Here is a 17393-nt window from a genome sequence, read left to right as displayed (position 1 = left end):
GTCTGTGGGTTGTGGCACGGAAGCACCATCCTTTCCTGGTCACTCCCAGCGAACGATCGCCGCGGAAGCGGCACGAAAACCCTGCAAGTAGCGCCTACTCTATCGGCGCGCGCGACAAAAATTTCCGAAGCGGTTCGACGTGCGGCGGGTCGGCATGCGAGGATTCTTTCGCGCAAACGGGTGCGACAGCCCGTCGGCGTGGCAATCCGCCGTGGTGTAATGGCAGCACCTCTGATTTTGGTTCAGATAGTTCAGGTTCGAGTCCTGGCGGCGGAGCGCGGAGCCTGCAGAGCGGCTCTCATAGGCCTGGGCGCGGAGCCTGCTTAGCGTAATTGTGCAGGTCAGAGCAGCAAGAGTAGAACGACCCAGAGGAGCTTCATGCCAGTGCAGACCGCCGTGGTCGTCCTCGCCGCAGGCGCAGGAACTCGGATGCGGTCGAAGACACCCAAGGTGCTTCACGAACTGGGCGGACGCACGATGCTGGCCCATTCCCTCTACGCCGCCGCAGGAATCGACCCAACCCACCTCGTCACCGTCGTCGGCCACGACAAGGAGCGCGTCAGCGCCGCCATCAGCGACCTCGAAACCGAACTCGGTCGCCCCATCGGGGTCGCCATCCAGGAAGAGCAGAAAGGCACCGGTCACGCGGTCGAATGCGCGCTGTCGGCTCTGCCTGCCGATTATCGCGGGATCGTTCTGGTCACTGCCGCCGACATCCCCCTGCTCGACTCCGAGACTCTTCACGGCCTGATCGAGGAGCACCGCAGCGAACCGGCCGCGAAGGCAGTCACAGTACTCACCTTCACCGCACCCGAGCCCCGAGGCTACGGGCGGATCGTCCGTCAGCCCGGTGCCGGCGGAATCGCCGAGATCGTGGAAGAGGCAGACGCCACTCCGGAACAGGCAGCCATCACCGAGGTCAACTCGGGTGTCTATGCATTCGACGCAGAGTTCCTCCGCTCCGCGCTCGGTCAACTCGACACCGACAACGCGCAGGGTGAGTTGTACCTCACCGATCTCGTGAAGATCGCCCGCAGTGCGGGTCAGCCCGTCGCAGGCGCTCACCTCGCGGACGCCGTGAAGGTCGCGGGCGCCAATGATCGTGTTCAGTTGTCGGCACTGGCCGCCGAACTCAACCGTCGCACCGTCGAGAACTGGATGCGAGCGGGCGTCACAGTGATCGATCCGTCGACCACCTGGATCGATGTCGACGTCACGCTGGGCCGTGACGTGACCGTCCATCCCGGAGTCCAATTGCTCGGCTCCACATCCGTCGCCGAGGACGCAGTCATCGGGCCCGACACCACCCTTACCGACGTGTCGGTAGGCGAAGGTGCCAGCGTTGTGCGCACCCACGGCAGTGAATCGACAATCGGCGCAGGCGCCGACGTCGGTCCGTACTCCTATCTGCGTCCCGGAACCGTACTCGGCACTTCGGGCAAACTCGGTGCATTCGTAGAAGCGAAGAACGCCGACATCGGATCACACACGAAGATTCCGCATCTCACGTATGTGGGTGACGCCACGATCGGCGAGCACACCAATATCGGTGCGTCGAGCGTGTTCGTCAACTACGACGGAGTCGACAAGAGCCGTACCGTTGTGGGGTCGCACGTAAGGACCGGGTCGGACACCATGTTCGTCGCACCGGTCCATGTCGGTGACGGCGCCTACACCGGAGCGGGCACGGTACTCCGTTTCGACGTGCCACCGGGGGCGCTTGCAGTCTCTGGCGGGAAACAGCGCAACATCGACGGATGGGTGCAACGAAATCGGCCCGGCACCGCCGCTGCCGACGCTGCATCCGCTGCTATATCGCACCAGACTTCCGATCTGCACGAAACCGATCAGCAAGAACCTAAGGATGGCTCAGACCAGTGACCGCGAATTGGATCGACAACCAGAAGAACCTCATGCTCTTTTCTGGTCGCGCTCATCCGGAGTTGGCCGAACAGGTCGCAAAGGAACTCGATGTGCGGGTCACCCCGCAGACTGCCCGTGACTTCGCGAACGGCGAGATCTTCGTGCGTTTCCACGAGTCGGTTCGAGGATCGGACGCCTTCGTTCTGCAGAGCCATCCTGCCCCACTCAATACGTGGTTGATGGAACAGTTGATCATGATCGACGCGCTCAAGCGCGGATCGGCCAAGCGCATCACCGCTGTGTTGCCGTTCTACCCCTATGCCCGCCAGGACAAGAAGCATCGGGGCCGTGAGCCGATCTCCGCCCGGCTCGTCGCCGACCTACTCAAGACGGCGGGCGCCGACCGCATCATCACGGTCGACTTGCACACCGATCAAATCCAGGGATTCTTCGACGGTCCCGTCGACCACATGCACGCCCAAGGTCAGTTGGCCGAGTACATCCGCGCAAACTACGGCACCGAGAATATTGCCGTCGTCTCACCCGATTCCGGTCGCGTCCGCGTCGCCGAGAAGTGGGCCGACACCCTCGGTGGCGCCCCGCTGGCGTTCATCCACAAGACCCGCGACCCATTGGTTCCCAACCAGGTGAAGTCCAACCGAGTGGTCGGTGAGGTCGAGGGGCGCACCTGCATCCTGATCGACGACATGATCGATACCGGTGGAACGATCGCCGGTGCAGTGAAAATCCTCCAGGAAGCAGGAGCGGGCGACGTGATCATCGCCGCCACCCACGGTGTCCTCTCCGATCCCGCTGCCGAGCGCCTCGAGGCCTGTGGTGCCAAAGAAGTCATCGTCACCAACACTCTCCCGATCGACGAGTCGAAGAAGTTCCCGGCACTGACGGTGCTGTCCATCGCACCTTTGCTGGCGCGCACCATCAAAGAAGTTTTCGAAAACGGCTCGGTTACCTCACTGTTCAACGGCAACGCATAGGTCTTTGCACCTACTGTTGTCGTATGAGCGAGTTCACCGGGATTCCCACCGCTGCCCTCGACTTCTACGAAGACCTCGAGGCTGACAACAGCAAGAGCTTCTGGACTGCACACAAGGCCGTCTACGACGATTCCGTGCGCGCACCCATGGTCGCGCTGCTTGCGGATCTCGAGTCGGAGTTCGGCCCGGGCAAGGTATTTCGGCCCTACCGTGACGTGCGTTTTTCGAAGGACAAGACCCCTTACAAGACGCACCAGGGAGGATTTGTAGAGACGCGGCCCGGCGTCGGCTTCTACGTGCAGATCGACGCCTCGGGGTTGTTCGTCGCAGGCGGTTTCTACGCGCATACCCCGGTGCAGGTCACACGCTTCCGTGAGGCCGTCGACGACCAGCGCCGAGGCCGTCAACTCGAGCGGATTGTGAAGAAGGTGGAAGGTGCTGGGTACGAAATCGGTGGCGACAAGCTCAAGACGCGCCCTCGCGGTGTTGCCGAGGACCACCCCCGTCTAGACCTGATGCGCCACAAATCCCTCACCGCCAGCAAGGCATACCTCTCCCCCACCTGGATCGACACCGCTCGCTCCGCAGAAGAGGTACGAGCGGCCTGGCGTGAAATGCGTCCGCTGGTCGAGTGGCTGACCAACACTGTCGGTGGGGCTGAATAGACCTACCGGTCGGGAAAAGTAGTGCGGCACACGACATTTCCGTCATGCTTGACGAACGCGAAAACATGATCTTGGTCACGCTCGCCGACAGAATCGCAGGTCGTACTCACAGCGATGCAACTTGTCAGCTCGAGTTGACCTAATGTGTTCCGTCGTGATCGACGCGCAGACTCTCTCCGGCCCTACCGATATCACTGAAATTCGAAAGGACCGGCGTTGGTCGCCAGGGTCGTGCGTGTGGTGCGGAGACGACAGCGCCGTCGAGATGTTTCGGCGTGAGCCACGTTGCGGCACTTGCCGTGAGAAGGAATCGGTGATCGACGCAGCCCGTCACTTCGTCGGAATGTACGGCCTGCGACCACTCGGCGGCACGCTACAGTCGGACGACGAGGAAGAGCTCGAGCATCGAGTCAATGCCCGCAACGCGCGCCGCGAACTCAACGAGATGAAACTGGCGGAACTCCCCGACCCGGCAGAGGTCCGCGAGGCCCTCCGTCCACGTGTCGCCACCGTGGTACCCGAGCCCAGCACCACGCCTTCCGGAACTCCTTCCACGTCTGCACCCGACGGCCCGAGCGTGGCTCGCAAGCCGGTTTCCCACAAGCCGGCGACGCGCAAGCCGGCGTCCCGCAAGCCGGCGTCCCGCAAGCCGGCGTCTCGTCCGGCGGCATCCAAAACCACCGACGCCGTCGATGTCTCTGCACTCGAAACTCGGGTAACCGGCCTGCTCGATCAACTCTCGGCAATCGACGAGCAGATGACCTTGATCGGTGAGCCTGCAGGCCTGGCCGCCCGCGCCCGTGTCAGCGACCTCGAAAAGCAGCGCGCCACGGTCCTTCGCACCCTCGCAGCACTCGAAAAGGCCAGAATCGCAGCCTCAGGGTAGGCCAGATACCGGTCACCGGGTCGTGCCGACGAGCTTCGTGCGGTAGATCCGTTTCAGTCTCACGTTCGATTGCCATTGACACATCAGTCAATGTGTCTCAGTATCAGTACATGACTGCGCATGTGTCGAACGTCTCATTCGTACCCAGGTCTGGAGAATCGTGGCGCGCCCCGTGGCAGATGTACGCCGACCTCCGCGATCACGATCCGGTCCATCATGTGATACCCGAACGACAACCGGAGAACGACTACTTCGTACTGTCCCGGTACGAGGACGTCTATGCGGCGGCCCGTGATTGCGAGACGTTCTCCTCCGCGGACGGACTCACCACTACATACGGTGAGTTGGAAAAGATCGGCCTTCAAGACAATCCCCCGCTGGTGATGCTGGACCCACCGACCCACACCGAGTTCCGGCGTCTGGTATCGAAGGGGTTCACACCACGGCAGGTCACGGCCGTGGAACCAGCGGTACGGGCATTCGTGGTGGAGCGACTCGAACAACTCCGCGAGGCCGGCGAAGGTGATGTGGTGAAGACCCTGTTCAAGCCGCTCCCAAGCATGGTCGTCGCGCACTATCTCGGTGTTCCCGAAGAAGATCGAGGCCGATTCGACGTGTGGACCGAGGCTATCGTCGCGGCCAACGCGAAGGGAAACACCCTGGAGGCCGGCGACGCGGCCGCCGAGATGATGGCGTATTTCACCACCCTGATCGAGCGGCGCCGCACCGACCAGGAAGATGACACGATCTCGCACCTGGTCGCCAGCGGAATGGGCGCTGACGGTGACATCAGCGGTCTGCTCTCCATCCTCGGTTTCGCGTTCACGATGGTGACGGGCGGCAACGACACCACTACCGGAATGTTGGGCGGTTCCGTGCAGCTACTCACCCAGCACCGCGACCAACGGCAAACGTTGATCGACCAACCCGAGTTCATCGGTGACGCTGTCGAAGAATTGCTGCGCCTGACGTCGCCGGTTCAGGGACTGGCCCGCACCACCACGCGTGACGTCGAGATCGAGGGTGTCACTGTCCCCAAAGGCCGGAAGACGTTGCTGCTGTACGGCTCCGCCAACCGCGACCCGCGCCAGTACGGTCCCGACTCTGAGGAGTTGAACGTCCTTCGCCGCCCAAAGCAGATTCTCACGTTCAGCCACGGCGCCCACCACTGCCTCGGCGCGGCGGCTGCCCGAATGCAGGCCCGGGTCGCCTTGGAGGAGTTACTCGCCCGCTGCCCTGACTTCACCGTGGACATCGACGCTGTCGTCTACGCAGACGGCAACTACGTGCGTCGACCCACGAGTGTCCCGTTCCGAGCGAGTGGCTCATGACCCCGGACTGGATGCGCGAAGAGCGCCCCCGACACGCGAGTGAACGCATTCTCGACGTCGCCGCTGCGCTGTTCGTCGAAAAGGGCATCACGGCCGTCGGTATGGCCGATGTCGCCCGTTCTGCGGGATGCTCGAGAGCCACGCTCTACCGGTACTTCGACAGCCGCCAGGCGCTACAGCTCGCGTTCGTCCACCGCGAGGCTCGGCGGATCGGGGCGCTGATCGCGGCGGAGGTGTCGAGGTCGGGCGATGCCGGGGACGTGATCGTGAACGCGATGCTGGCGGCGATCCGGCTCGTCCGCGAGGATCCGACCCTGGCAGCGTGGTTCCAGCTCGGCGACTCCGGACTCGCCGGCCAGATCGCGAACTCGTCCGATGTAATCGAATCCCTCGGCGCTGCATTCCTCGGCCATGCCGGTGTCAAAGACGAGCAGACCTCCCGCAAGGCTCGCTGGCTCGTGCGGATCATCGTCTCGCTCCTCACCGTCCCTGGAACCGACGCCGACGACGAGCGCACTATTCTCGAGCAGTTCGTCGCGCCAGTTCTCGTCGCGCCCGCCCGTGACTGACGCGTTGTCGCCGATCTCGAAGGGGCCCAAATGTGTTCGCCGCGTCTGATGGATCAGGTGTATGGGCGCATCAGCCGGAGGTCGGTGTTCAAGGGGATGGGGGCTGTGGCAGTCGCGGCGGTGGCCGCTCCCGCGACTGCGCAGACAGCGAATGCAGCTCCGGGACCCGGTGGTTCTATCGTCGATCTCACCCACGTAATTACGCCCGACTTCCCGGTGTGGCCGGGCGCACGCCAGTTCGAGATGCGCCCGATCGCGCAGATCGGGACGGGGAGCAGTTCGCTCGGATCACTGGATCTCGCCCCCACGAGTGTCTTCTACAAGAACGAATTACGACTCGACGAGCACACGGGGACCCACGTCGATGCTCCGGCTCACGCGAGCCCCGACGGCATCACCGTCGAACAGATTCCGCCGTCCGACCTGATCGCGCCGGTGGCCGTGGTCGACATCTCCGTCCGTGCGCAGGATGACCCCGACACCGTGCTCACGCGGCAGGACATCCTCGACTGGGAGTCCGATCACGGGCACCTCCCAGACCGCTGCCTGGTCGCCCTGTACTCGGGGTGGGACACACGAGTGGCACTGCCGGGTGCTTTCGCGAATCAGGACCGTGCCGGTGTCCAGCACACCCCGGGCTTCGATCCCGACGCCGTCGACTTCCTGGTACGCGAGCGCGACATAGTCGGTCTGGGTACGGACACCTCGAGTATCGACGCGGGGCGGAGCACCAATTACGGCGCCCACCTCGCGGCCCTCGGAGCAGGGAAGTACGCGGTCGAGATTCTCGCGAACCTGGCACACCTTCCACCGTCGGGCGCGACGGTGATGGTGGGCGCGCCGACTCATGCCGGCGGATCCGGCGGACCGTGCCGCACACTCGCCTGGTTCTGACCGCCCCTTCCAATCGACATTCAGCCTTGCGGTGTAACGCGAAGCACCTGGCCGGTGCCACTGCTATCTGTGGTGACCAGCAGCGAACCGTCCGACAACGGCGTCACCGAGCGCAAGCGCCCGTACTGATCCTGCAGGCCGAAAGTCTGGGCCGTCGCCGACTGCCCGTCGTCCGCGAGGCGCAGGAAGACGAGTTGTTTCGTCTTGAGTGCGGCCATCACCAACGCGCCGTTCCAGGAACCCCATCCAGATCCGGTCACGAAGGCTCCACCGCTGGTGGCCAACGTCGAGTTGCCTGATCTCCACGTTGCCGGAATAGCACCAGGCACAAGGATCTGACTGGTCATGGGCACGCGTTCGTCGTAGATTCCGGGGATGAGGTCGGGCTTGTAGCCGTAGTTACCGCCCGCCTCGAGCAGGTTCACCTCGTCGTCCCACGTGGTGCCGTGTTCGACAGAGTAGATGCGGCCTGTCCCCGGCTGCTGAGCGAGGCCCTGCACATTCCGATGGCCGAGGGAGTAGACGGGGCTGTCCGGATTCGGGTTTCCGGCTGCGGGCGTTCCGTCAGTGTTGATGTGGAGTGTCTTGCCGCCCAACGAGTTGGGATCCTGCGGCACCGTCGGCTGCGCGGCGTCGCCGGTACCGATGAACAGTGTGCCATCCGCGGCAGTGAGAATCCGGCATCCGCCGTGCCTACCCCCGATGGTCGGGATGCCGTCCAGCACCACCGGACCGCGAGTGAGCGTGGTCCAACCGATGTCAGCGGTCCACGACTGGATGCGGATGTCGGTAACCCCGCCACCCTGGAATCCCTGACAGGTGTACAGCGTGCGGGACTGTTCGAAGTCGGCCGCGAGCGCGATACCCATGAGCCCGGTCTCCGACTCTGCGTAAAGATCGGTGAGGTCAGCGGCCACCGGCCCCGTCGACCCGTCCGCACGGCGGACGAAGAAACCGCCGGATCGCTCGCCGGTGAGTATCGCGCCATCCGGAGCCTGGACCGCATCCCAGGGGCGGTCGAGGCCCTGGAGGATCGGCGTCACGACCAACTCGGGCAGAGTGTCCTCGATGGGCACGTCCGCCATCCCCCCTGCAGAACCGAGGCTGCCCGTGTCGAGCGGCAACGACAGCGACTGAGCTGAAGCATGTGTGGCGGGAATGCTGATCACCACAGTGGCCACGAGAGCAAGGGCGGCAAAGTTCGTACGGCGCACGGACATTCCTTCGAGTCGGTTTCGATACGCCGGCTACTATATGTGCGCGTAGGCCCGCTGTCGCTCTTTTCCTCAGTTCCGGGTGACGACCAACAGCGCGTAGCGGTCGTCCGGATCCATCCAGGCGCGCTGCACGGTGAACCCGGACGCCGCCAACTCTGCCTGTATCCCGTCGGGTGTGAACTTCGCCGAGATCTCCGTGCGCATCTGTTCTCCTTCCGCAAAGTCGACCTCGAAGTCGAGTGCATCCACACGAACCGTCATCGACTTCGTGGCTTCGAGTCGCATCTCGATCCAGGCGTTCTCGGCGTCCCACAATGCAACATGGCGGAAGGCATCGAGTGAGAAGTTTGCACCGAGTTGCGTGTTGAGTACCTGAAGCACATTGAGGTTGAACTGTGCGGTGACGCCGGCCGCATCGTCGTACGCCGGAATCAGGATGGAGGGGTCGACGACAAGCTGAACTCCCAAGAGGAGGTTTTCTCCGGCGCCGAGGACGTCCGCGATGCCTGCCAAGAACTCGGCCCTCTCGGCGGGCTCGAAATTCCCCAGCGTGCCGCCGAGAAAAGCGATCGTGCGACGGCCGCCACCGGGAAGGTGGTGCAACGAATCGGTGAAGTCACTGACCACACCGTGGACAGTGAGGTTTGGAAACTCGGATCCGATCTGTTCCGCTGCACCCTCGAGCGCCGAAACCGAGACATCTTGCGGTACATACGTATGCAGGGTGCCATGCTGTCTTGCGGCGTCGAGGAGTATCCGGGTCTTCTCCGACGACCCCGACCCGAGTTCGACGAGGATCTCCGGCGACGCAAGTGCCACGATCTCCGCCGCATGCGCGACGAGCAGTGCACGTTCGGTGCGGGTCTGGTAGTACTCCGGCAACGTCGTGATCACCTCGTACAGCTCGCTCCCTCGGGCATCGTAGAACCACTTGGGAGGCAGCCACTTCGGATTCGAGGTCAGTCCGATGGTAGCGTCCTTCCGGAGCGCCTCCCTCAACTGTTCCGGTTGCAGATGCACTTCGAGCGTCGGCGTGGCGGTCATCGAAACATCCAATCCTTGTGTCCTTGGCGCAAGCCAACTGCGCCCGCATCGTTTGTACGCCGAAGATTCATGTCGGTACTCCTGATTGCGGTTGTTCCATGATGGAAATGGATTTGTACAGGTTTCGGCTTCGTTCGGGGTGGACCCACTGCTGAGCGGGAACCCTCAATTCGCTCCCATCTCTAGTGGCGCGATTATCAGGTGACCCGGGCGCGCACTCACCAGGTGCCGATCCGGGATCGATTGCCACTCAGGGTCGTCGTCGTAAGGCTCGGATACCACGATCGCTCGTTCGTCGTCGACGAGCACCGACAGCGAGTGGTACCAGGTGGTAGCCCATAACTCCTGCCCGTTGCCCAACAGCAGGTTCAATCGCGACTGCGGGGCTACGGCGGTCACGGAATCGACAAGTCTGACCAGCGCCTTCTCCGGTTCATACTCCTGCAGCAGGTGTCGGAGCAGTAGCCACAACGCCGCCGAATCAGTTGGCGCCTCGAGTTGCAACAAGTCAGCGGTCGACAGGTCAGCGGCCAGTTCCGCGAGGGAGTCCGGCCATCCGCCCACGACCCCGTTGTGACTGAACGCCCATACTTCGTCCGAGAATGGTGCACATGCTGTGCGCTGCACCGGCATTCCCACCGTTGCCGAACGTGCGGCAGCGACCACGGCCCCTGAGCGAATACTTCGAAACGTCTCTTGGAGGGCGGGATCGGACCAGAGTGGCTGATCGCTGCGGTAGCGCGAGAATCCTTCGTCTCCCCACCACCCCACTCCGAACCCGTCGGCGTTGATCGTTCCGCCCCCTCGCATGTCGCGCGGCGCAAACGATTGATTCAACAGCGAGTTCTCACCCCGAACGAGGAGGTCGCCCACTGGCCGCTCCGGTCCGAGATAGCCTAGGTGTCGGCACATCTCAATGATCACTCCCCGGCAGATCCCGGGCACAGCGGAATCCTGAGAAGATCTGCCGGCGGATCGGATGGTCCCAGTTGCGGAAGGTGCCACGGCACGCTACCGGGTCGGTGCCGAACGAACCGCCACGCAACACGCGATAGTCGCCGCCATAGAACACCTCGGAGTACTCGCGATACGGGAACGCCGTGAAACCCGGATAGGGTTCGAAGGACGACGACGTCCACTCCCAGACATCGCCGATCAGTTGATGGACACCAAGGGGGGACGCGCCCGACGGATACGCCCCGACCACAGCCGGACCGAGGTGCCGTTGCCCTAGATTCGCGAGAGATCTGTCAGGTTCGTCGTCACCCCACGGGTATCGGCGGGACCTGCCGGTAAACGGATCCCAACGTGCCGCCTTCTCCCACTCGGCTTCCGTCGGTAGCCGTTTGCCGTCCCAGCGTGCGAACGCCTCGGCCTCGAAGAAGCAGACGTGCACGACTGGTTCGTGGAAATGAAGTGGCTCGACGACACCGAATTTGCGTCGCCACCAGGTTCCACACCCGTCGTCCTCCCAGAACTGTGGGGCCTCGAGCCCGGCCTCCAGCCGATGCGCCCAGCCTCGTTCGCTCCACAGTTCTCGTCGCTGATAGCCGCCGTCGTCGATGAATTCGAGGTACCGGCCGTTGGTGACTGGAACGGCGTCGATCACGAACGCCGGAAGGTGAACGAAATGTGCGGGGCGCTCGTTGTCGAGCGCCCACGGATCATCCGAAGTGCCCATTACGAATCCGCCGGCGGGGATCACCACTTCGTCTTCAGCGATGGCTACCCCTACCGGCGGTGCATTCTCCGCACTCAACACCGCTGCGCCGGTGCGAAGTTGGTGGGTGGCGAGCATCGTTTCGGCGTGCTGCTGCTCATGCTGAGCGATCATACCGAAGGCAAATCCATTCTCCTCGAGTGGACGCCCACGAAAAGTGCAGCTGTCGAGAACGTTCCACGTCTTGTCACGAACCGTACCCACATAGGCTCTGGCCTCATCCGGGTTCAGTAGCGGCAACGACGGCCGCGTTTTCCGCGCATGCTTGAACGCGTCGTACAACTCGTCGATGTCCCGGCGAATCGGCTCCAAGCCTCCGACGTCACGGACGAGCCACAGCTCTTCCTGGTTTCCGACGTGCGCCAGATCCCACACCAGTGGACTCATCAACGGCGAATGCTGTGCCACGAGTTCACCCTCGTCAACGCAATCCGTCAGTCCGGCAGTGCGCGCGCGTGCCTGCGTCAGCACGGTCTCGATCTTCTCTCGGATATCCATCAGCTTTCCTCGCTCGGAGCTCGGCCTCGGCAGCATCGCTCGGCTGCGGCGTCGAGCAGTCTGACGAATTCTGGGTCGGGTGAGTACGACGCCGCGAGTGACAGCAAAGCTGTTGCCGAAGCACGCAGCTCGAGGTCACGTAGACCGAATTGTGCAGCGCTTTTCCAGCACCCCGCCGTAGGTAGGGCCACGTCGAGTGCCTCGGCCATTACCCCCGGACCCGACAGCAACGCATCGATAGCCGCGATCGGAACCCGCCACAGATCGCCGGGTTGCGCGTCGAGATAGCGCACCTCGATGTGCCCGACAGCGCGAACCGGGGGGAACAACGTGGTGAGGTGGTAGTCGAGGTCCGCCGTTGTCGGCCGCCCGATTACTTCGCTCAGAGCCCCGTCTACCCAGTCGCCGAATGTCGCATCGGCTGGGGGCGTCCAGTCGTCCCCGTCGTTGCACACGCAAAGCAGAGGTGCGTTCAGCACCCATGACGCATAGTCGGCGCTGCTCGGAGTACCGATCGTACGGGGAGCGTCCAGTTCGAGCCACGTACGCATTCGCTGCGACGCCCACTGGCCCTCGGGTATCCCGAACAATTGCCTCGAACATGCGAAGGCCGCGACCATGGTCGGCCCGATTGCATACAGAAGGCGCCACCGCTCCTCAACTGCGGCAGCATCGACACCTGCGTCGACGCTGATCTGCGTTGCCGCGGTGTTGCACATCATCAGCTTCCCGAAGGGCCCGATCTCCTCGAAGTGTGATTCCATGACCTGGTATCGAGGCGACTGCATCAGTCGCTGCGCGGGCCGACTGTCATCGGCGGCCGCGGACGTCATGAGAATGGACTGAGACGACAAGAGGTCTGCCAGAACCGCATGATCGGCGACGAGATAGTCGCACAGTTCACGTGCGGAGCGATAGGGAGCGCTGGACAACTCGATCTGTCCACCGGGTTCGACCGTGACGGCGCTGCCACCAGGGAGAGGCTGAGCAGGAGAAGAGGGATCAATGGTTTGGGGAGTGTGTGGCCCGAGTGCTGCGGCCAGCGAAGCAAGTTCTGGGCGGCCGCGATCAGGGGGTTGCGCGGTGAGCCACTCCAATTCCGCGCCGATCAACTGCGGTGGACCCAGCTTGAAGCACACACCGCCGAGATACGCCTCAGCCGCCGGTCGCGACGTGAGGCGGGTTCCCTCGGCCGACTGAACTGCCGTACCCATCCGACCTCCCCTTCGGGCGCCGCCTGAATGTCGTTATAGACATTAGGTGTCTGGGCCGCTCCTTGCACGCTCATCGGAGTACTTTCACTTGCACGAGTACCCGTCGAGCCGTCTCACCGCACAGAGTCAATTGACCCCACAGAGGGAGGTATCCACATGCTCGACCTCGAGCAGGCGCGACAGGACACACCTGGCTGCCTGGACAAGGTGTTCCTCGAGAGCGCCGGTTCCTCGCTTTCGCCGACGCAAGTCCTGGATGCAATGTTTGCGCACCTGCGCCGAGAGGCCGAAGTGGGCGGTTACGTCGCGGCGATCGAGCGGAGCAGCGATCTCGCGGCAGTGAAGACCTCCCTGGGCCGATTGATCGGGGCCGACGCCGACAGCATCGCCTTGGCGGATGGCGCAACCACCTCCTGGAACAGGTTTTTTCACGCCGTCCCTCTCCGCCCCGGCGACCGGGTACTGATCTCGGAGGTCGAGTACGCCAGCAACGCCATCGCTCTCTTGAAACGCTCTCAGGAGGCGGGCGCGACCATCGACGTGATCCCGAGCGATCCCACTGGCCAGATCGACGTATACGCCCTGGCAGATCTGCTCGACGACCGTGTCCGCCTCGTCTCTCTCGTCCATGTGCCCACCAACAGCGGTTTGGTCAACCCCGTTCGCGAGGTGTCGGATCTGGCCCACGCGCATGGGGCACTGGTGCTACTCGACGCCTGCCAATCCGTCGGCCAGATCACCATCGACGTCAGCGAACTGGGCGTCGACGCCCTCTCCGGCACAGGCCGGAAATGGCTACGGGGGCCGCGGGGCACCGGATTCCTGTACGTCCGTCCGGAACTGATCGCGACACTCGAACCCGCCTCAGTTGATCTGCACAGTGCGGAGTGGACCGCCGCCGACGCGTACCAGCCGGTCACCGATGCCAGCAAGTTCGAAACTTGGGAATGCGCCGTCGCGGCACGGCTCGGACTCGGTGTTGCCGTCGACTATCTCTTGGACCTCGGCCCGTCGGAAGTCGAAGCTGCCGTGCTGACCGCGGCCGACCACCTTCGCTCCGGACTCACCGATATGACCGGTGTCACCGTGCGTGATCTCGGCGCCCGCCGATGCGGAATAGTGTCGTTCACCATCGACGGACTGGATCCCGCCGACGTCACCAAGCGGTTGGCGGCACGAAACGTCACAGTCACGTCGAGCCTGCGCGCAAATACGTTGCTGGACATGAGTGCACGCGGACTCGACTCGGTAGTACGGGCGTCGCCGCACTACTTCTGCTCCCCAGACGACCTCGAACGATTCCTCTCGGAAGTCAGACAGCTCGCCAGATGACGCGGCATGACTCGGACCCACCTGGACCGGTTTTCGGGTTCACGGACGCCTCGCACGTTAGGGTCTGAGAATTGTCGTTGCCGCGCTTCGTCTGTGATCGACTGAGAGGACTCCATCCATGGCCGATTCCACCCCGATCCGACCCCGACCCGCAACAGAAGTGACCGAATGGGCTTACGAGGCCGACGTCGTGGTCGTGGGCTACGGCATCGCCGGTGTTTCCGCATCCATCGAGGCAGCACGCGCGGGTGCAGATGTCCTCGTTCTCGAACGCACCAGTGGATGGGGCGGTGCCGCCGCACTCGCGGGTGGATTGATCTACCTCGGCGGCGGGACTCCACTCCAGAAGGCATGCGGCTTCGAAGACTCCCCCGAGAACATGAAGAAGTTCATGATGGCGGCGCTCGGTCCCGGCGCCGACGAGGAAAAGATCACCGACTACTGCAACGGAAGTGTCGACCACTACAACTGGCTGGTCGACTGCGGCGTTCCGTTCAAGGAGACCTTCTGGGGCGAACCTGGTTGGGAGCCACCGTTCGACGACGGCCTCGTGTACTCCGGTGGGGAGAACGCGGCGCCGTTCAACGAGATCGCGACACCCGCACCGCGTGGACACGTTCCACAGATGTCGGACAAGCGAACGGGCGAGAGAGGCGGTGGGTACATGCTGATGAAACCGCTCGTCGAAACCGCTCGAGAGCTCGGGGTCCGCGCCGAATACGACATGCGCGCACAGACACTCGTCGTCGACGACACAGATCGTGTGGTCGGGATCGTCGCCAAACGGTACGGCAAGGAGGTTGCAGTCCGGGCGCGACGCGGCGTCATCCTTGCCAGCGGCGGTTTCGCGTACAACGAAAGAATGGTCGAGGCCCACGCACCCCGGCTCATCGGACGTCCCGGCGCAGCCATCGAGGAACACGACGGGCGCTCGATTCTGATGGCTCAGGCACTGGGCGCCGATCTCGCTCACATGGACGCGACCGAGGTCGCTTTCGTGTGCGATCCGCAGCTGACCGTTCGCGGAATCCTCGTCAACGGGCTTGGCCAGCGCTATGTTCCGGAAGACACGTACTCGGGACGGATCGGCCAGATGACCCTGTTCCACCAGGAGAACCAGGCCTTCCTCATCATCGACGAGGCCTCTTACGAAGCGGGCGCCGCCGCCACCACGGCCACACCCTTTCTGCGCATACGGCCCACCTGGGTGGCCGAGACGGTCGCGGAACTCGAATCCGAAGCGGGAATGCCCTCCGGCGCACTCCAATCCACCGTCGAGATGTACAACAGGCATGCCGAGGGCGGGACGGATCCGCTACTGCACAAGAAGGCCGAGTGGGTGAAACCGATCGGCTCACCTGTCGCGGCAATCGACCTGCGCGGGTTTACGCTCGGCTTCCCGCTCGGTGGCCTACGGACGACGATCGATTCCGAAGTACTTCACGTGTCGGGAGAGCCGATTCCGGGCCTGTTCGCCGCGGGGCGATGCACGTCGGGTGTGTGCGCGGGCGGATACGCCAGCGGCACCTCACTCGGCGACGGCAGCTTCTACGGCCGGCGCGCCGGAATCCGTGCGGCCGGGTCCCACACGGGCTAGGCGATACTCCACGTGAGGCCCTGTGCACCTCCAGGTCTTTCTCGATTAGCAGGTCAGCGCACCGTCCGGTAGAGTTTGTCGAGTTGTCTCGGCGAGGGTGAACTGGAAGATTCCAATCGGCTGGCTCACCGTGATCGACGTGGCTACGGCTTTGTTCGGGCGTCTTTGCTCCTGGCCGTCGCGCGTTCGTCCTCGTCGACTCGAACCGCACGCCAGTAGCCCGCTTTGAGTTGTAGGAGCCGTTTCACCATGTCCGACGCAAATCGCCTCGTAGCCGCCGTACGTACCGAGTTCGGTAAGGGCGCCGCTCGCCGTGCCCGCCGCGACGGCCAGGTCCCCGCAGTTCTGTACGGCCACGGTAAAGACCCCCGCCACCTGAATGTGCCCTCCCGCGATTTCGCAGCCATCCTGCGCGCGCACGGCACGAATGCCATCCTGACCCTCGACATCGAGGGCAAGGAACAGGTCGCGCTCACCAAGTCTGTCGTGGTCCACCCGATCCGCAAGTACATCGAGCACGCCGACCTCCTCGTGATCGAGAAGGGCGAGAAGGTCACCGTCGACGTTCCCGTCGTCGTGACCGGTGATGCCGCTTCCGGCTCGCTGATCGCGCAGGACGCAACCACCATCTCACTTGAAGTGGATGCGCTGAAGATCCCCGAGCAGATCGAGGTGTCCGTCGAGGGCCTCGAGATCGGCACCCAGATCCTGGCCGGTCAGGTCGACTTGCCCAAGGGTGCGACCCTGCAGGCTGACGAGGATCTGCTCATCGTCAACGTGGCCGCGGCCCCGACGGCTGCCGATCTCGAAGAGGAGCCGGTCGTCGAAGCCGAGGCCGAGCCCGAAGAGGCTCCTGCCGCCGAGTAGGGCGCAGAACTGATCCTCTCGCCACTGCACTGACGTCGGCGGCGCGTCGTTCCGGATGGATGTCCGGATGACGCGCCGCCGTCGTCTCACGAGACCTCACGCACGGGAAGGACACTGTCGGTGAGCGAAGACACGACCTTGGTGGTGGGCCTCGGAAACCCCGGCTCACAATACGAAAAGACCAGGCACAACATCGGCTTCATGGTGGCCGGCGTGCTGTCCGGGCGCATGGGCGGCAGGTTCGGCGTACACAAGAAGAGTGGCGCCGACATCCTCCAGGGCCGCCTGGAGGGACGCCCGATGATCCTCGCCAAACCGAGATCGTTCATGAATCTGTCCGGTAATGCCGTGTCCGGACTGGCCCGGTTCTTCTCGATCGATCCTGCAAATATCGTGGTAGTCCACGACGAACTCGATCTCGACTTCGGAACGGTCCGCCTGAAGCGGGGTGGCGGCGAGGGCGGCCACAACGGCCTGCGGTCCATCTCGAGTTCGCTCGGTACCAAGGACTACCTACGTACTCGCATCGGCATCGGGCGACCGCCCGGGCGGATGGACCCCGCATCGTATGTGCTGAAACCGTTCTCGACGGTCGAACGCAAAGAGCTCGACCTCGTCTGCGAACAGGCGGCCGATGCCGTCGAACTCCTGTTGAAGGTCGGACTGGAGGCGGCACAGAACCAGCTGCACTAGCCGCCCCG

The 17393-nt window shown here is 63.6% G+C and carries 16 protein-coding genes and 1 tRNA gene; 12 read left to right on the top strand and 5 right to left on the bottom strand.

Features of this window, described 5'->3' with window-relative positions:
• Positions 1-205 precede the first annotated feature (205 nt).
• From AB0I57_RS02670 to AB0I57_RS02635, 8 genes are all read left to right on the top strand, one after another.
• A tRNA-Gln gene (locus AB0I57_RS02670) sits at positions 206-276 on the top strand.
• Between the two features lie 102 nt (positions 277-378).
• The gene (gene glmU, locus AB0I57_RS02665) at positions 379-1881 is read left to right on the top strand and encodes a bifunctional UDP-N-acetylglucosamine diphosphorylase/glucosamine-1-phosphate N-acetyltransferase GlmU (RefSeq protein WP_358329442.1); all 1503 of its coding nucleotides are present in this window, start codon (positions 379-381) and stop codon (positions 1879-1881) included.
• Entirely contained in the window at positions 1878-2858 is a 981-nt protein-coding gene (locus tag AB0I57_RS02660) for a ribose-phosphate diphosphokinase (protein ID WP_358329439.1), read from the top strand. Before glmU ends, AB0I57_RS02660 begins: the two co-directional genes overlap by 4 nt.
• 23 nt (positions 2859-2881) lie before the next feature.
• Positions 2882-3523, top strand: coding sequence for a DUF2461 domain-containing protein (locus AB0I57_RS02655; protein ID WP_358329436.1), 642 nt, complete (start codon positions 2882-2884; stop codon positions 3521-3523).
• Between the two features lie 154 nt (positions 3524-3677).
• The gene (locus tag AB0I57_RS02650; protein WP_358329433.1) at positions 3678-4409 is read left to right on the top strand and encodes a hypothetical protein; all 732 of its coding nucleotides are present in this window, start codon (positions 3678-3680) and stop codon (positions 4407-4409) included.
• 110 nt (positions 4410-4519) lie between these two features.
• Complete coding sequence (locus AB0I57_RS02645; protein WP_358329431.1) at positions 4520-5740, top strand: cytochrome P450; 1221 nt, start codon at positions 4520-4522, stop codon at positions 5738-5740.
• The gene (locus AB0I57_RS02640) at positions 5737-6309 is read left to right on the top strand and encodes a TetR/AcrR family transcriptional regulator (protein WP_358329429.1); all 573 of its coding nucleotides are present in this window, start codon (positions 5737-5739) and stop codon (positions 6307-6309) included. Before AB0I57_RS02645 ends, AB0I57_RS02640 begins: the two co-directional genes overlap by 4 nt.
• Positions 6310-6339: 30 nt before the next feature.
• Complete coding sequence (locus AB0I57_RS02635; RefSeq protein ID WP_358329426.1) at positions 6340-7203, top strand: cyclase family protein; 864 nt, start codon at positions 6340-6342, stop codon at positions 7201-7203.
• A gap of 20 nt (positions 7204-7223) precedes the next feature.
• Here the strand turns inward: AB0I57_RS02635 and AB0I57_RS02630 are convergent, their stop codons facing one another.
• The 5 genes from AB0I57_RS02630 to egtA form a co-directional block, all read right to left on the bottom strand.
• Entirely contained in the window at positions 7224-8423 is a 1200-nt protein-coding gene (locus tag AB0I57_RS02630; RefSeq protein ID WP_358329424.1) for a PQQ-dependent sugar dehydrogenase, read from the bottom strand.
• 66 nt (positions 8424-8489) lie between these two features.
• Entirely contained in the window at positions 8490-9464 is a 975-nt protein-coding gene (gene egtD / locus AB0I57_RS02625) for an L-histidine N(alpha)-methyltransferase (protein ID WP_358329421.1), read from the bottom strand.
• A gap of 165 nt (positions 9465-9629) precedes the next feature.
• Entirely contained in the window at positions 9630-10376 is a 747-nt protein-coding gene (gene egtC, locus AB0I57_RS02620) for an ergothioneine biosynthesis protein EgtC (RefSeq protein ID WP_358329418.1), read from the bottom strand.
• A 1-nt stretch (position 10377) separates the two neighbouring features.
• On the bottom strand, positions 10378-11682 hold the full coding sequence (gene egtB, locus AB0I57_RS02615) for an ergothioneine biosynthesis protein EgtB (protein WP_358329415.1): 1305 nt from the start codon (positions 11680-11682) through the stop codon (positions 10378-10380).
• Complete coding sequence (egtA, locus tag AB0I57_RS02610) at positions 11682-12896, bottom strand: ergothioneine biosynthesis glutamate--cysteine ligase EgtA (RefSeq protein ID WP_358329413.1); 1215 nt, start codon at positions 12894-12896, stop codon at positions 11682-11684. Before egtA ends, egtB begins: the two co-directional genes overlap by 1 nt.
• 156 nt (positions 12897-13052) lie before the next feature.
• Between egtA and AB0I57_RS02605 the strand changes: the two genes are divergently transcribed.
• The 4 genes from AB0I57_RS02605 to pth all read left to right on the top strand — a co-directional run bounded on the left by AB0I57_RS02605 (position 13053) and on the right by pth (position 17385).
• Positions 13053-14228 carry an aminotransferase class V-fold PLP-dependent enzyme gene (locus tag AB0I57_RS02605; RefSeq protein WP_358329410.1) on the top strand — a complete coding sequence of 392 codons (1176 nt, stop codon included), beginning with the start codon at positions 13053-13055 and terminating at the stop codon, positions 14226-14228.
• Between the two features lie 118 nt (positions 14229-14346).
• Complete coding sequence (locus tag AB0I57_RS02600) at positions 14347-15825, top strand: FAD-dependent oxidoreductase (protein ID WP_358329407.1); 1479 nt, start codon at positions 14347-14349, stop codon at positions 15823-15825.
• Positions 15826-16074: 249 nt separating this feature from the next.
• Entirely contained in the window at positions 16075-16692 is a 618-nt protein-coding gene (locus AB0I57_RS02595) for a 50S ribosomal protein L25/general stress protein Ctc (protein ID WP_358329404.1), read from the top strand.
• A 120-nt stretch (positions 16693-16812) separates the two neighbouring features.
• Positions 16813-17385, top strand: a complete 573-nt coding sequence (gene pth / locus AB0I57_RS02590; RefSeq protein WP_358329401.1) for an aminoacyl-tRNA hydrolase — start codon at positions 16813-16815, stop codon at positions 17383-17385.
• Positions 17386-17393 lie beyond the last annotated feature (8 nt).

Origin of the sequence: Rhodococcus sp. NPDC049939 (assembly GCF_040656415.1) — a bacterium.
Taxonomy (GTDB): Bacteria; Actinomycetota; Actinomycetes; order Mycobacteriales; family Mycobacteriaceae; genus Rhodococcus_F.
Note: the sequence above shows the minus strand (reverse complement) of the source record. Positions and strands in the feature narration are given on the sequence as shown.

Excerpts from the sequence above, each read along its gene's own strand:
- AB0I57_RS02635 (WP_358329426.1), top strand. The coding sequence starts at position 6,340 with ATGTGTTCGCCGCGTCTGATGGATCAGGTGTATGGGCGCATCAGCCGG.
- egtB (WP_358329415.1), bottom strand. The coding sequence starts at position 11,682 with ATGGATATCCGAGAGAAGATCGAGACCGTGCTGACGCAGGCACGCGCG.
- AB0I57_RS02655 (WP_358329436.1), top strand. The coding sequence starts at position 2,882 with ATGAGCGAGTTCACCGGGATTCCCACCGCTGCCCTCGACTTCTACGAA.
- glmU (WP_358329442.1), top strand. The coding sequence starts at position 379 with ATGCCAGTGCAGACCGCCGTGGTCGTCCTCGCCGCAGGCGCAGGAACT.
- egtA (WP_358329413.1), bottom strand. The coding sequence starts at position 12,896 with ATGGGTACGGCAGTTCAGTCGGCCGAGGGAACCCGCCTCACGTCGCGA.
- AB0I57_RS02640 (WP_358329429.1), top strand. The coding sequence starts at position 5,737 with ATGACCCCGGACTGGATGCGCGAAGAGCGCCCCCGACACGCGAGTGAA.
- AB0I57_RS02645 (WP_358329431.1), top strand. The coding sequence starts at position 4,520 with ATGACTGCGCATGTGTCGAACGTCTCATTCGTACCCAGGTCTGGAGAA.
- egtC (WP_358329418.1), bottom strand. The coding sequence starts at position 10,376 with ATGTGCCGACACCTAGGCTATCTCGGACCGGAGCGGCCAGTGGGCGAC.
- AB0I57_RS02600 (WP_358329407.1), top strand. The coding sequence starts at position 14,347 with ATGGCCGATTCCACCCCGATCCGACCCCGACCCGCAACAGAAGTGACC.
- AB0I57_RS02630 (WP_358329424.1), bottom strand. The coding sequence starts at position 8,423 with ATGTCCGTGCGCCGTACGAACTTTGCCGCCCTTGCTCTCGTGGCCACT.
- AB0I57_RS02605 (WP_358329410.1), top strand. The coding sequence starts at position 13,053 with ATGCTCGACCTCGAGCAGGCGCGACAGGACACACCTGGCTGCCTGGAC.
- egtD (WP_358329421.1), bottom strand. The coding sequence starts at position 9,464 with ATGACCGCCACGCCGACGCTCGAAGTGCATCTGCAACCGGAACAGTTG.
- AB0I57_RS02595 (WP_358329404.1), top strand. The coding sequence starts at position 16,075 with ATGTCCGACGCAAATCGCCTCGTAGCCGCCGTACGTACCGAGTTCGGT.